General features: G+C 62.4%; 13 protein-coding genes. 8 read left to right on the top strand and 5 right to left on the bottom strand.

Annotated elements, in window-relative coordinates:
• The first annotated feature begins 1 nt into the window (after nt 1).
• Genes AD662_RS01550 through AD662_RS01540 form a run of 3 tightly spaced genes read left to right on the top strand, consistent with a single transcriptional unit; the run spans nt 2 to nt 3,691 of the window.
• Nucleotides 2-1,810, top strand: coding sequence for a sensor histidine kinase (locus tag AD662_RS01550; RefSeq protein WP_018606396.1), 1,809 nt, complete (start codon nt 2-4; stop codon nt 1,808-1,810).
• Nucleotides 1,807-3,198 carry a sigma-54-dependent transcriptional regulator gene (locus AD662_RS01545; protein WP_053185099.1) on the top strand — a complete coding sequence of 464 codons (1,392 nt, stop codon included), beginning with the start codon at nt 1,807-1,809 and terminating at the stop codon, nt 3,196-3,198. The genes AD662_RS01550 and AD662_RS01545 overlap by 4 nt, the downstream gene beginning before the upstream one ends.
• 37 nt (nt 3,199-3,235) lie before the next feature.
• A complete protein-coding gene (locus tag AD662_RS01540; protein ID WP_053177644.1) occupies nt 3,236-3,691 on the top strand; it encodes a YiiD C-terminal domain-containing protein in 456 nt (151 codons plus the stop codon).
• A gap of 150 nt (nt 3,692-3,841) precedes the next feature.
• On the opposite strand, the gene cysQ is transcribed toward AD662_RS01540, so the two are convergent.
• Together cysQ and nudE are read right to left on the bottom strand one after the other, a co-directional pair.
• Nucleotides 3,842-4,669, bottom strand: a complete 828-nt coding sequence (cysQ, locus tag AD662_RS01535) for a 3'(2'),5'-bisphosphate nucleotidase CysQ (RefSeq protein WP_053185096.1) — start codon at nt 4,667-4,669, stop codon at nt 3,842-3,844.
• Complete coding sequence (gene nudE / locus AD662_RS01530) at nt 4,666-5,232, bottom strand: ADP compounds hydrolase NudE (RefSeq protein ID WP_053185093.1); 567 nt, start codon at nt 5,230-5,232, stop codon at nt 4,666-4,668. Before nudE ends, cysQ begins: the two co-directional genes overlap by 4 nt.
• Nucleotides 5,233-5,320: 88 nt before the next feature.
• On the opposite strand from nudE, the gene yrfG reads away from it, so the two are divergent.
• Nucleotides 5,321-5,983 (top strand): GMP/IMP nucleotidase, encoded by a 663-nt coding sequence (gene yrfG, locus AD662_RS01525; protein WP_014336052.1) that lies wholly within the window; start codon nt 5,321-5,323, stop codon nt 5,981-5,983.
• Nucleotides 5,984-7,000: 1,017 nt separating this feature from the next.
• On the opposite strand, the gene lysM is transcribed toward yrfG, so the two are convergent.
• On the bottom strand, nt 7,001-7,441 hold the full coding sequence (lysM, locus tag AD662_RS01520) for a peptidoglycan-binding protein LysM (RefSeq protein WP_053177641.1): 441 nt from the start codon (nt 7,439-7,441) through the stop codon (nt 7,001-7,003).
• Nucleotides 7,442-7,574: 133 nt separating this feature from the next.
• Here lysM and AD662_RS01515 point away from each other — a divergent pair, with 133 nt between their 5' ends.
• The 4 genes from AD662_RS01515 to AD662_RS01500 all read left to right on the top strand — a co-directional run bounded on the left by AD662_RS01515 (nt 7,575) and on the right by AD662_RS01500 (nt 12,565).
• On the top strand, nt 7,575-8,462 hold the full coding sequence (locus tag AD662_RS01515; protein WP_053185090.1) for a LysR family transcriptional regulator: 888 nt from the start codon (nt 7,575-7,577) through the stop codon (nt 8,460-8,462).
• A gap of 93 nt (nt 8,463-8,555) precedes the next feature.
• Nucleotides 8,556-9,395 (top strand): formate dehydrogenase accessory sulfurtransferase FdhD, encoded by an 840-nt coding sequence (gene fdhD, locus AD662_RS01510; protein WP_053185087.1) that lies wholly within the window; start codon nt 8,556-8,558, stop codon nt 9,393-9,395.
• On the top strand, nt 9,392-11,740 hold the full coding sequence (locus AD662_RS01505) for an FdhF/YdeP family oxidoreductase (protein WP_053177636.1): 2,349 nt from the start codon (nt 9,392-9,394) through the stop codon (nt 11,738-11,740). Before fdhD ends, AD662_RS01505 begins: the two co-directional genes overlap by 4 nt.
• Nucleotides 11,741-12,085: 345 nt before the next feature.
• Nucleotides 12,086-12,565 (top strand): glycine zipper domain-containing protein, encoded by a 480-nt coding sequence (locus AD662_RS01500; protein WP_024619131.1) that lies wholly within the window; start codon nt 12,086-12,088, stop codon nt 12,563-12,565.
• A gap of 78 nt (nt 12,566-12,643) precedes the next feature.
• On the opposite strand, the gene AD662_RS01495 is transcribed toward AD662_RS01500, so the two are convergent.
• Together AD662_RS01495 and AD662_RS01490 are read right to left on the bottom strand one after the other, a co-directional pair.
• Nucleotides 12,644-13,063 (bottom strand): acyl-CoA thioesterase, encoded by a 420-nt coding sequence (locus AD662_RS01495; RefSeq protein ID WP_018608773.1) that lies wholly within the window; start codon nt 13,061-13,063, stop codon nt 12,644-12,646.
• Nucleotides 13,064-13,106: 43 nt separating this feature from the next.
• Entirely contained in the window at nt 13,107-14,333 is a 1,227-nt protein-coding gene (locus AD662_RS01490) for a 3-hydroxyacyl-CoA dehydrogenase (protein WP_053185084.1), read from the bottom strand.
• Nucleotides 14,334-14,359: the final 26 nt, after the last annotated feature.

The raw sequence follows: 14,359 nt of genomic DNA, 5'->3' as shown, positions 1-14,359 counted from the left end.
CATGAATTCCACCCTTCCCCGCAGACCCCGTTGGCGCAGCCTGGCCTTGCTCGCGCTGTGCCTGGCGCCCTTGCTGTGGCCGTTGGAACACCTGGCCGAACGTTATTACCGCAGCGAGCTGGCCGGGCAGAACCGCCAGACCCTGGACCTCTACGTCGCCAACCTGTTGGGCACGCTGCACCGCTATGAGGTGCTGCCACAGATTCTCGGCGAGCTGCCCGCCTTGCGCGCCGCCTTATCGGCGCCGGACGATGGCGTGACCCAAGGAAATGCCAACCGGCTGTTGAAAAACATCAGCGCCCAGACCGGCGCCGAAGTCATGTACCTGATGGACCCTTCCGGCAAGACCCTGGCCGCGTCAAACTGGGACAAACACGACAGTTTCGTCGGACGCAATTTCGCCTTCCGGCCCTACTTCATCGAAGCCATGGCCGGACGCCTGGGCCGCTTCTTCGGCTTGGGCACGACGTCGGCCAAGCGCGGTTACTTCTTTGCCGCCGCCGTGCACGACCGCGAAAAAGTCATCGGCGTGCTGGTGGTCAAGGTCGACCTCGACCACACCGAAAGCCTGTGGGGCAAGACCCCCGAACAATTGCTGGTGACCGACCACAACGGCGTGGTCATCCTTACGTCGCGACAGGAATGGCGATTTCGCGCGACCCGGCCCTTGAATGACGATGAGCGCAAAGCCATCAGCGCGGTACAACCGTATCCGACCCGTGATCCCAAACCGCTGAACCTGGACGCCAACGCCTGGCTGACCCAGACCCAGTCCATCGAGGAAACCGGCTGGAGCGTAAGCATTCTCGCCCCGCGCACGCTGATTGATCGTCCGGTGCGCACCGTGGTCGCCATCGGTGGCGCGGCGTTGCTGGTGTTGATGCTGTTGCTCGGGTTGATGATGCAACGCCGGCGCCATTACCTGGATCGGATCGCCTTCGAAGCCAAGGCCCGCCAACAGCTGGAGGGCCGGGTGGCCGAGCGCACCAGTGACCTGGAAGGGCTGAACCGACGGTTGAAACAGGAAGTGCTGGAGCGCGAACAGGCCCAGCAGGAGTTGGTCCGCGCCCAGGATGACCTGGTGCAGGCCGGCAAGCTGTCGGCCCTGGGCACCATGTCGGCGAGCATCAGCCACGAACTCAACCAGCCGCTGGCCGCGATTCGCAGCTACGCGGAAAACGCCGAGATTCTGCTCGATCACCAACGCACCGACGACGCCCGGGGCAACCTCAAGCTGATCAGCGAACTGACGGGGCGCATGGCGTCGATCATCGCCCACCTGCGCGCCTTCGCCCGCCGCGACCGCCATGCCCCGGAAAGCGTCGCCCTGCAGCCGGCGCTGGACGATGCCCTGGCCCTGCTCGCCAAACGCCGGCGCAGCATGGAAGTGGAACTGATCCGCGACTTGCCGGCCGCCACCCTGTGGGTCGAGGCCGGCGAAACCCGCTTGCGCCAGGTACTCGGCAACCTGCTGGCCAACGCCCTCGATGCGCTCACCGAGAAAGGCCCGCCGCGCAAACTCTGGCTCAGTGCCCAGGCCACCGAAACCGGCGTCAACCTGTACATCCGCGATAACGGCCCGGGGTTTTGCATGGAAGCCCTGGGCCGCGCCGGCGAGCCCTTCTACACCACCAAGACGCGCACCCAAGGCCTAGGCCTGGGGCTGGCGATCTGCGACACCCTGATGCGCGCCTTTGGCGGCGAACTGTCGTTCGCCAACCACAAGGAAGGCGGCGCCCTGATTACCCTGAAACTGCGCGCTGGCGCCCCCGGGGTGAGCCTGCAACCGTCCGAGGACCGAAGTGTATGACCATCGACAACCGGATTGAGGTGGTGCTGATCGACGACGATCCCCATTTGCGTCAGGCCCTGAGCCAGACCCTCGACCTGGCGGGCCTGAAAATCCTGCCCCTGGCCGAAGCCAAGGGCGTGGCCGCGCAACTGCCCCGTGACTGGCCGGGCGTGGTAGTCAGCGATATTCGCATGCCGGGCATGGATGGCCTCGAACTGCTGGGCGAACTCCACGCCCAGGACCCGGAACTGCCGGTGCTGTTGATCACCGGCCACGGTGACGTGCCGCTGGCGGTGCAGGCGATGCGCGCCGGGGCCTATGACTTTTTGGAAAAGCCTTTCGCCAGTGATCACCTGCTCGACAGCGTACGCCGGGCCCTGGCCTTGCGTCGATTGGTGCTGGACAACCGCAGCCTGCGCCTGGCCCTGAGCGATCGCCATGAACTCAGCGCCCGTCTGGTCGGCCAATCGACACCGATGTTGCGCCTGCGCGAGCAGATCGGCGCCCTGGCCGCCACCCGCGCCGATGTGTTGATCCTTGGTGAAACCGGCGCCGGCAAGGAAGTGGTCGCCCGTGCATTGCACGATCTTTCGGGCCGACGCAACGGCCCCTTCGTGGCGATCAACGCCGGGGCCCTGGCCGAGTCGGTGGTGGAAAGCGAGCTGTTCGGCCACGAACCCGGCGCGTTTACCGGCGCGCAGAAACGCCGCATCGGCAAGTTCGAGTTCGCCAATGGCGGCACACTGTTTCTGGATGAAATCGAAAGCATGAGCCTGGATGTCCAGGTCAAACTGCTGCGTCTGCTGCAAGAGCGCATGGTGGAGCGACTGGGGGGCAATCAACAGATCCCGCTGGATATCCGCGTAATCGCCGCAACCAAGGAAGACCTGCGCCAGGCCGCCGACCAGGGGCGTTTTCGCGCCGACCTGTATTACCGCCTGAACGTCGCCCCGCTGCGCATACCGCCATTGCGCGAACGGGGAGAGGATGCGCTGATGCTGTTCCAGCACTTCGCCGACGAAGCCAGCGCTCGCCACGGCCTGCCGCCCCATCAATTGCAACCGGCGCAACGGGCGTTGCTGCTGCGCCACAGTTGGCCGGGCAATGTGCGAGAGTTGCAGAACGCCGCCGAACGTTTTGCCCTGGGCCTGGAACTGGCCCTGGACAACGCCGCGCCAGACGGCAGCCCCGGCGCACCGGTGGAAGTGGTCAGTGGCGGCTTGAGCGAGCAGGTGGAAAACTTCGAGAAAACCCTGATCGCCGCTGAACTGGCCCGCCCCCACAGCTCGGTGCGCAGCCTGGCCGAAGCCTTGGGCATTCCACGCAAGACCTTGCACGACAAGTTACGCAAACATGGGCTGAACTTCGGCGACAGCAACCACGGTTCGGCCGATGAGTCCGATTGAGTTATCGTCATTTCCCGTTCAAGCAAAAGGCCCCGCAATGAACCGCGACAGTCGTTACCTGGAATCGATCCTGCACCACGACATCCCCTTGACCCGGGACATGGGCCTCAAGGTGCTCGATTGGCAGGCCCGGCAACTGCGTCTGTCTTTGCCGCTTGCGGCCAACGTCAATCACAAGAGCACCATGTTCGGTGGCAGCCTGTATTGCGGCGCGGTGCTCGGTGGCTGGGGCTGGTTGCACCTGGCCCTGCGCGAGGAAGGCATCGAAGACGGGCATATCGTGATTCAGGAAGGACAGATCAGCTATCCACTGCCAGTGACCCGCGACGCGACTGTGGTTTGCCAAGCACCCGAGGAAAAGCTCTGGAAGCGCTTCCTGGCCACCTACCGGCGTTACGGACGGGCCCGGCTGGCGTTGCAGACGCGGGTGATGAATACCGGCAGCGAGGACGTGGCGGTGCAGTTCGAGGGGCAGTACGTGTTGCATCGCTGAAACACCGCCGGCCCCTGTGGCGAGGTATCGCTGTGTGGGAGCAAGGCTTGCCCGCGATGGATGCGCTGGGGTCTTTCAGAGATCGAGGCGCCTGTATCGCGAGCAAGCTTTGCTCCCACAATCCCCTCGCCACAAAGGATCGAGCCAGGCTTAAGAGCGAGCAAGCTCCAACAACTTTGCACGCCAAGCCGCTTTCGCCGGCAACGCCAGAAACGACGTATTCAACAGCGACTCACGCGGTGGATAGCAGAACGGTTCGCCGCTCAAGTCCAACACCTCGCCTCCCGCGCCTTCCAATACCCCCTGGGCGGCAGCGGTGTCCCATTGGGAGGTCGGCGCCAGTCGTGGATAGCAATCCGCCGCGCCTTCGGCCACCAGGCAAAACTTCAACGAACTGCCAATACTGGTCAGTTGCAGCTCACCCAGGCTCCCGCTCAGGCCATTCAGCAGGCGCTCCTGCTCCGGGCTGGTGTGCCGACGGCTGGCGACCACGGTAAAAGCTTCACCCGGGGCCAGGACGTCACGAACCGCGATAGGCAAAGGCACGCCGCCCTTGTCGCCACGCCAGGCACCCAGCCCTGCGCCGCCGACGTAAAAGCGCCCATTGGTGGGCATCGATACCACGCCGAACACCACACGGCCCTGCTCCACCAACGCGATGTTGACGGTGAACTCCTCGCTGCCGGAAATGAATTCCTTGGTGCCATCCAACGGGTCCACCAACCACCAGCGATGCCAGCCGGCGCGCACGCTTTGGGCAATATCGGCGTCTTCTTCGGAGAGGATCGGAATATCCGGGGCCAGTGCCGTCAGCCCGGCCACGATCACATCATGAGCGGCCATGTCTGCGGCCGTCACCGGCGACTCGTCGGCCTTGTGGTTGACCTGCACGTTGGCGCGCCAGAACGGCAGGATTGCCTCGCCGGCCTGGAGCGCCAGCTCGACCACCGGGGCCATCAGCGAATGAGGAAATGTCATGACAGAAATGCTCCACGCTGGGCCAGCAGGTCACGGGCCAGGTACAGCGCCGCCAAGGCCCGGCCCTCGGTGAACTGCGGGTTCTGTGCCAGGGCCGACAGCTCACGCAGGTTGACCTTGTCCACACGCATCGGCTCGGGCTCGTCACCCTCCAGCCGTTCTTCATACAGATCGGTCGCCAGCACCACCTGGATCTTCTGGCTCATGTAGCCGGGGGACAACGACAGTTCGGTCAGGTGTTCCAACTGGCGCGCACCGAAACCGGCCTCTTCCTTGAGCTCCCGTTCGGCCGCCGCCAGCACGTCTTCGCCTGGCTCGATCAAGCCCTTGGGCAGGGACAGTTCGTAGGCGTCGGTGCCACCGCAATACTCTTCCACCAACACCGCGTGATCGGCATCGAGCATCGCCACGATCATCACCGCGCCGTAGCCCACCCCCTTGCTCGCCAGACGTTCATAGGTGCGCTCAACACCGTTGGAAAACCGCAATTTCAGTTCTTCCACGCAAAACAGGCGGCTGGTAGCGACGATCCGGCGATCGAGTATGGTGGGTTTCTGGCGCATAAACGGCTCCCTGGGCGATAGCGGGCTACTATACCCGGCCTATTCTGATTGTTTGTGTCGGATATCCGATTACCGATGGAGAAGTTTTATGGCTTTGCTGCCCTGGCATGAGATCGATACGGTTCTGCTGGACATGGACGGCACCCTGCTGGACCTGCATTACGACAACCATTTCTGGCTCGAACACCTGCCCCAGCGCTACGCCGAACTGCATGGCGTGAGCCGGGCGATGGCCGAGATGGAGCTGCAGCCGCTGTTCGAGCGCAACGCCGGCCAGTTGCAATGGTATTGCCTGGATTTCTGGAGCACCGAGCTGAAACTGCCGGTACGCGAACTGAAGTTGGAAACCGCGCACCTGATCGCCTTGCGCCCGGACGCCGATACCTTCCTCGCGGCGATCCAGCGGGCCGGCAAGCGCGTGGTGATGATCACCAACGCCCACCGCGATTCATTGTCCCTGAAGCTGGAACGCATCGAACTGGCCCCTTACTTCGACCGCTTGATCAGTTCCCACGACTACGGCTTCCCCAAGGAAAACCCGCAATTCTGGGACGCGCTGCAAGCCGACTTGAATTTCGACCCGGCCCGCAGCCTGTTCATCGACGACACCCTGCCCGTGCTGCGCAGTGCCCGGGACTTCGGCGTGGCGCACTTGCTGGCCGTGAGCGAGCCGGATAGCCGCAAAGGACCGAAGGACACGGGGGAGTTTGACGCGTTGGGGGATTATCGGGACTTGATTGCCGGGCTTTGAACCGGCGCCGCATTCATCGCGAGCAAGCTCGCTCCCACAGTTGGATCGGGGCACGGTCGGAGAAATAGGCCGGCTGTAAGGCCGCATCGCGAGCAAGCTTTGCTCCCACAGGTCCTGCTCAAACAGAGCTGATGGGTGTACGACCGGGAGAGTCAGGCCAGCCCTAAGGCCGCATCGCGAGGAAGCTTTGCTCCCACAGATCCTGCTCAAACAGAGCTGATGGGTGTACGACCGGGAGAGTCAGGTCGGCCCTAAGGCCGCATCGCGAGCAAGCTTTGCTCCCACAGATCCTGCTCAAACAGAGCTGATGGGTGTACGACCGGGAGAGTCAGGTCGGCCCTAAGGCCGCATCGCGAGCAAGCTTTGCTCCCGCAGGTCCTGCTCAAACAGAGCTGATGGATGTACGACCGGGAGAGCCAGGCCGGCTGTAAGGCCGCATCGCGAGCAAGCTTTGCTCCCACAGGTCCTGCTCAAACAGAGCTGATGGGTGTACGACCGGGAGAGTCAGGTCGGCCCTAAGGCCGCATCGCGAGCAAGCTTTGCTCCCACAGGTCCTGCTCAAACAGAGCTGATGGGTGTACGACCGGGAGAGTCAGGCCGGCCCTAAGGCCGCATCGCGAGCAAGCTTTGCTCCCACAGGTCCTGCTCAAACAGAGCTGATGGGTGTACGACCGGGAGAGCCAGGTCGGCTACTAGGCCGCCTCGCGGTGGACGTTGATTTCGGCGCCCCGTTAACCACGATGGCCGAACGCAGGCATTGTGGAGTGGGCATCCCGGCATGGATGCCGGGATAGCCGCGCTGGGCCATGGATGGCCCTTCGCGGCGGGCCCACGGAGCAATGCCGGAGTGAGGGCACACCGAGCCTAGGCGAGGTGCAGAGTGGTGGGGCAAGAGCGTTTTGGTTACTTTTGCGCTCTTCAAAAGTGACCCGCTGTAAGAGCGGAACCATAAGCCGCCGTTACCGCAGCAATGGATATGCACTCGATCGACAACATCCGGGCTGTCAGGCCTGAAGGTTACTCGGGGATACGCAACACCTGCCCCGGATAGATCTTGTCCGGGTGCGACAGCATCGGTTTATTGGCCTCGAAAATTTTCTGGTACTTATTTGCATCACCATAAACACGCTTGGAAATGGCACTCAAGGTGTCACCTTTTTCGACTGTCACAAACTTGGCCTCTTTAGCCACCGGGCCAGTCACCGTAATCTGGTCCTCGACACTGCCGACACCGGCGATATTGCCCACCGCCAACAGGATCTTTTCCTTTTCTTCCTGGCTCGCTACTTCACCGGTGACAATGACTTTGTCGCCGTCGATGGTCGCCTGGACATTCGGATTACCCAGGCCGACCTTTGCGATGTGCGCTTTCAGTTGTTCGCTGGCATTGGCATTCCCGGGGGTCAGCAGATCGATCAGCTTTTCACCGGCTTCCTTCACAAAGCTAAAAATACTCATGGCACACGCTCCTTGATTTAAGTGTCCAGACGCAAAGACTAGACCAGGCGAAACGAACCCGGTTCCCAACCGACCAATGACCCCGCCACGCGCAAGCGCTAGAATCCGAACCTTCCTGCGCCCTGGAGCGAAGATGGACATCAAGCAGCTGAAATTTCTCATCGCGCTCGACGAAACCCGCCACTTCGGCCAAGCCGCCGCACGCTGCCACATCACCCAGCCGACCCTGTCGATGCGCCTGCGCAGCCTTGAAGAAGAACTCGACCTGCCACTGGTCAATCGCGGCCAGCGCTTTGAAGGTTTTACCGCGCCGGGGGAACGGGTGCTGGCCTGGGCGCGCACGGTGTTGGCGGCCTATGACGGGCTGCAGGCCGAAGCGGCGGCCTGTCGCGGCAACCTGGTGGGTACGCTGCGCCTGGGCGTGGTGCCGTTGTCGGACTTCGACCCGATGGCAATGATGCAGCGCTTGCACGCCGAGCACCCCAGCCTGCGTTTCGAATTGTCGTCCCTGAGCTCCGAACGCATCCTTGAACAGTTGGCGAACAACCGTATCGACCTGGGTATTTCCTATCTGGAACGCCTGGACAACGAACGTTTCGAAGCCCTGCCCTTCAGCCACACCCGCATGGGCTTGCTCTACGACCAGCGCTTTTTCTTTTTCGGCGAACAACCGCTGAGCTGGGAAGCGCTGATCGAACTGCCCCTGGGCATGCTCACCAGTGGCATGCATTTTCGCCAATCCATCGATCACAACTTCCACAGCCGGGGCCTCACGCCTCAACCGCTGTTGCAAACCGACGCGGTGCACCAATTGTTACAAGCTGTGCACGGCGGGCTGTGTTGCGCGGTGATGCCGTTGGACAGCGGCCTGAATGTGCTGACCGAAGACTTGCGCATCCAGCCCATCGAAAGCGCGCAGACGTTAGTCCCCCTGGGCCTGATCATGCGACGCGGCGCCCCACGCTCGGCCTTGGCAGAGGCCTGTTTTGCCCTTTACCAGAAATCATCAACGACTTCTTGATCGACGTCATCTATTGGAAGATCAGTAATAGCGATTAGACGTGGCAGATTGCCGCATTTAGTCTTAACACTATTCCTACTTTCAGTGATGCCTATGAACGACAAGCCTCCGGTCAGTCCAGCGCCAGCGATGGAAACATCCGCGCCGGCCGCCAGCCAGAGCTATCGCTACTGCAACCTGGACCACTCCCAATCGGACAGCACCGCGCTGGCCGAGGAAGTGGCGCTGGCGATTGCCTATAACGGCATCAGCCAGGCGGTCATGCTGGTCACCCCCTCCGACCTTGAAGACTTCATCGTCGGCTTCAGCCTCGGCAGCGGCATCATTGAAGACGCATCGGACATCTATGACCTGCAACTGAGCGGTACGGGTGCTGCGCACCATGCCGAGGTGACCATCGCCAACCGCGCCTTCTGGAACCTCAAGCAGCAACGCCGGCAATTGACGGGCACCAGTGGCTGCGGCTTGTGCGGTGTGGAAGCGGTGGAACAGGCATTGCCAAACCTCAAGGTGCTGCCCGGCGCACCGCTGCCACCGGCCCAGTGGCTTGATGGCCTGCGTGACCGTATCAGCCAGTTCCAGCCCCTGGGCCAGTACTGCGGCGCGGTCCACGCCGCGCTGTTCATGAACGCCCAGGGCGAATTGCTGCTGGGTCGCGAAGACATTGGCCGGCACAACGCCCTCGACAAGCTGATCGGCGCGTTGATCCGGCAGCAGATCCCGGTGGCCGGCGGCGTGGCGATCGTCACCAGCCGTTGCAGCCTCGAACTGATCCAGAAAGTCCTGCGGGCCGGCATCCAGACCCTGGTCAGCCTGTCGTCGCCCACGGGCCTTGCGGTGCAGTGGGCCCGCCAACACAACCTCAACCTCATCCACCTGCCGCAAAAAAGTGCGCCGCGGGTCTACAGCCCTGCGATGGAGAAACAAGCGTGAGCAATCATCAACAAGCCGACCAGAAACCCGTACCGCGCTACAAGCCCTACAAGGGCCCGGCCGGTGGCTGGGGAGCGCTGATCAGCGTCGCTCAGGCCTGGTTGACCAGCGACAACGCGCTGAAGAACATCCGCATGATGCTCAAGACCAACCAGAATGGCGGTTTTGACTGCCCAGGTTGTGCCTGGGGTGACTCGCCGGAAAGCGGCGTGGTCAAGTTCTGCGAGAACGGCGCCAAGGCCGTGAACTGGGAAGCCACCAAGCGCCGCGTCGACGCGGCATTTTTCGCCAAGCACAGCGTGACCTCGCTGCTGGAGCAGAGCGACTACTGGCTCGAGTACCAGGGTCGCCTGACCGAGCCAATGCGCTACGACGCCGAAACCGACCGCTACAAGCCCATCAGTTGGGAAGCGGCGTTCGCCCTGGTCGGCAAGCACCTGCAAGGGTTGTCCAGCCCGAACCAGGCCGAGTTCTACACCTCGGGCCGAGCCAGTAACGAAGCGGCCTACTTGTATCAACTGTTCGTGCGCGCCTATGGCACCAACAACTTCCCCGACTGCTCGAACATGTGTCACGAGGCCAGCGGCGTAGCGCTGTCCCAGAGCGTTGGCGTGGGCAAGGGCACGGTGACCTTCGACGATTTCGAGCACGCCGACGCGATTTTCGTCTGGGGCCAGAACCCCGGTACCAACCATCCGCGGATGCTCGAACCGCTGCGCGAGGCGGTGAAACGCGGCGCCCAAGTGGTCTGCATCAACCCGCTCAAGGAGCGTGGCCTGGAGCGCTTCCAGCATCCGCAGAGCCCGATCGAAATGCTCACCAACGGCAATAAGCCGACCAACACCGCCTATTTCCGCCCGGCCCTGGGTGGCGACATGGCGATCTTGCGCGGCATGGCGAAATTCCTGCTGCAGTGGGAGCGTGACGCGCAGAACACTGGCGCTGCGGCGGTGTTCGACCACGCGTTCCTCAACGAACACAGCACCAACGTGCTGGACTACCTGGCTGCGGTCGACGATACGCCGTGGGAACAGATCGTCGAGCAATCGGGCATGACCCTGGTCGACATCGAGCAAGCGGCGCGCATGTACGCCAAAAGCGAGAACGTGATCATGTGCTGGGCGATGGGTATTACCCAGCACCGTCATTCGGTGGCGACCATCCAGGAAATCGCCAACGTGATGATGCTGCGCGGCAACATCGGCCGGCCAGGCGCAGGCCTGTGCCCGGTACGCGGCCACAGCAACGTCCAGGGCGACCGGACCATGGGCATCAACGAGCGTCCGCCAGTGGCGTTCCTCGACTCGCTGGAGCGGCGCTTCCAATTCAAGGTACCGCGTGAAAACGGCCACAACGTAGTCGAGGCGATCCACGCCATGGCCGACGGCCAGGCGAAGGTGTTCATCGCCCTGGGCGGAAACTTTGCCCAAGCCACACCGGACAGCCATCGCACGTTCCAGGCCTTGGCCAATTGCGACCTGACGGTGCAGATCAGCACCAAGCTCAACCGCAGCCATCTGGCTCACGGCAAGGAGGCACTGATCCTGCCGTGCCTGGGCCGCACCGACATCGACCTGCAAACCGAAGGTGCGCAAGCGGTGACCGTGGAAGACTCCTTCAGCATGGTGCATGCCTCCAGGGGCCAGTTGCAGCCGCTGTCGAACCAGATGCGCTCTGAACCGTGGATCATCGCCGGCATTGCCGCCGCCACGCTGGGTAGCCGCCCGGTGGACTGGAACTGGCTGGTGGCCGACTACAGTCGCATCCGCGATCTGATCGCCGAGACCGTACCCGGCTTCAAGGACTTCAACGAAAAGCTGAAGAACCCCGGCGGATTCTATCTGGGCAACAGCGCCGGCTCGCGGCGCTGGAACACCCCGTCGGGTCGCGCCAACTTCAAGCCCAACCGGTTGCCGACCGACCTTGTGCACGAACGCACTCGGGCCACCGGCCAGTTGCCCGACCTGATCATGCAGTCCATGCGTTCCCACGATCAGTACAACACCACCATTTATGGCCTGGATGACCGCTATCGCGGTGTGAAGGGCCAGCGTGACGTGTTGTTCGTCAACGAAGCGGACATCATTCGCCTGGGCTTCAAGCCGGGACAGAAAGCCGACATCGTCTCGCTCTGGGATGACGGTCGCGAGCGTCGGGTCAAGGGCTTTACCCTGCTGGCGTTCGACATTCCTGCCGGGCAGGCTGCGGCCTACTACCCTGAAGTGAACCCGCTGGTGCCACTGGAAAGCACGGGCGACGGCAGCCATACCCCAACGTCGAAATTCGTCGCGATCCGCCTGGAAGCGGCGAGTGAGAATGGACTGATCCTGGCCAAGTCGGCCTGACACACACGTCTATGGCGAGGATTTAGGTTGTGTGGGAGCAAGGCTTGCCCGCGATGAAAGCGGTGCGGTCTTTCAGAAGTTCAGAGTCGCCTGTGTCGCGAGCAAGCTTTGCTCCCACACAGCTTTGTTCTCACAATCCTATTTTTCGAACGCCCACAAAAAAGGCCGTTTCCCATAGAAAACGGCCTGTCCGAAGTAGCTAAAGACCGGCCGAATTGCCTTAAGTTCCCACCGAAAAACAATAACTTAGAGAATTGTGCACAAGTCGTGTTACTCGTCGGATTTCTATTGTAACCAAGCGAAGCCAGCCTCAGGATCGCGCCGTCATCCCTTTGAGGCTCCTCTATGAAGTTCTCCTCCATTCTCTTGTTGTCCCTTAGCCTGACCAGTGGCATCGCTTCTGCCGGTGGCACTGCCGAAGCAGGTGTGGGCGGCGCATTGGGCGGGGTTTTGGGTTCGGTCGTCGGCCAGTCCCTGGGCGGCAACACCGGTTCCACTATCGGCGCGGCGCTGGGCGGTGCGGGCGGCAGTGCAGTCGGTGCAGACAGACACAGCCGCGGCGAAGCGGCGATCGGCGGTGCGCTGGGCGCGGCCGGTGGTAACGTGGTCGGCCGTAGCGTCGGCGGCAGCACTGGCAGCCTGATCGGTGCGGCGGCGGGCGGCGGCGCGGGTGGCGCGCTGGGTAACTACATGGGCAAGGACGATGACGATGATCGTCGTTATGACGGTCGCCGTGGTGACCGCCGCTACTACCGTGACGGCCACCCAGGTCGCGGCCATGCCTACGGGCATCGCAAAAAACATCATCGCCACTACCGCGACTAACGGCTGACTGATATCCGCCGTTGAAGATCGCAGCCTCCGGCAGCTCCCAGAGCTGACAGGAGGCTGCGATTTTTTGTTTCAGACCACCAACTGTTCCAAAGCCCCACGCAGCCGATCCGGAATCGCCACTGGCCGATTCGACGCCCGGTCCACGAATACGTGAACAAAACGCCCCGCCGCGCAAGCCTCCTCCTCGCCCGCCTTGAACACCGCCAGCTCGTATTGCACCGAACTGCTGCCCAGCTTGCCGACCCGCAGGCCAATTTCAATCCGGTCTGGAAAGGCAATCGAGGCGAAGTAGTCGCAGGCCGAGCTCACCACGAACCCCACCACCTCTCCGTCATGGACATCCAGGCCACCCACTTCGATCAGGTAGGTATTCACGGCGGTGTCGAAAAAACTGTAGTAGGTGACGTTATTGACATGACCGTACACATCGTTGTCGTGCCAGCGTGTGGTGATGGGTTGCAAGTGTGGGTATTCGTTGCGTTGGGGCATCAAGTGCTCTTCATGGTTGTTCAATGGTTCACGGGATGGCGACCTATCGGTTCGCGAACCCCTTGCCCTGTGCTGCCAGCTCGCCGATCAGGCGCGCGGGCTTCCACTGGTCGCCCTGCTTCGTTTCGAGCTCCAACAGGCGTGTGTGGATATTCTCCAGCCCCTGCCCGTCGGCCCAGGCCATCGGCCCGCCCTTGTCCACTGGGAAGCCGTAACCGTTCAGGTAGACCAGGTCGATATCGTGGGCCGACTCGGCAATGCCTTCCTGCAGGATCTTTGCCCCCTCGTTGACCAGCGCCAGCAAGCAGCGCTCGAGGATTTCCTCCGGGCCGATCTCGCGACGCTGGAAACCCAGCGCCTCACTGACCCGCAGCACCAGCGCATCGACCTCGACATCATGCTCGGCCTGTCGACTGCCCGGTTCGTAGTGATAGTACCCATTGCCGCTTTTCTGGCCGAAGCGTCCCAGCTCGCACAAACGGTTGTCCACTTGCACCTCGGGCGCGTCCTGGCCCTTGCCCGCCAGCTCACGGGCGCGCCATTCCAGGTCGATGCCGACGACGTCGTACATGCGAAACGGCCCCATGGCGAAGCCGAAGCCTTGCAACGCCGCATCCACCTGATGGGGGAATGCCCCCTCCAGCAGCATCTTGCGCGCTTCCAGCACATAAGGATGAAGCATTCGGTTGCCAATGAATCCATGGCAATTGCCCGATACAACGCTGACCTTGCCCATGCGCTTGCCCAGCACCAACGCCGCGTCCAGCACCGTTTTGGAGGTTTGTGCTCCGCGAACGATTTCCAGCAGCTTCATGATGTGCGCCGGGCTGAAGAAATGCAGGCCCAGGACCTGGGTTGGCCGGCGGGTGACAGCGGCGATGGCATCGATGTCCAGCGCCGAGGTGTTGCTCGCCAGGATGGCTTCGGGCTTGAGCAGGCCGTCCAGCTCACGAAAGATTTTCTGTTTGAGCTCAAGGTTTTCGTAAACCGCTTCGATCACCAGGTCCACATTGCGGATTGCCGCGTAATCCTCCGCCCGTGTCACCCGGGCGATCCGCGCATCGGCCTCACCCTGGTCGATACGGCCCTGGCGCACGCCATGGGCATAGGTCTCGGCCACGGCGACCAGGGCCTGCTCGAGCATCTGCGGATTGTTGTCGACCCACTGCACCGCTACGCCCGCGTTGGCCAGGCACATCACGATGCCCCTGCCCATGGTGCCTGCTCCGACCACCGCGGCACGCTGAATATCGAAAGGTGTCTGGTTCATGTTGGCTCTCTTGTTGGCGATCCGAA

It is taken from the genome of Pseudomonas kilonensis (genome assembly GCF_001269885.1).
Lineage (GTDB): Bacteria > Pseudomonadota > Gammaproteobacteria > Pseudomonadales > Pseudomonadaceae > Aquipseudomonas > Aquipseudomonas kilonensis.
This window is presented reverse-complemented; position numbering and strand designations above follow the sequence as displayed.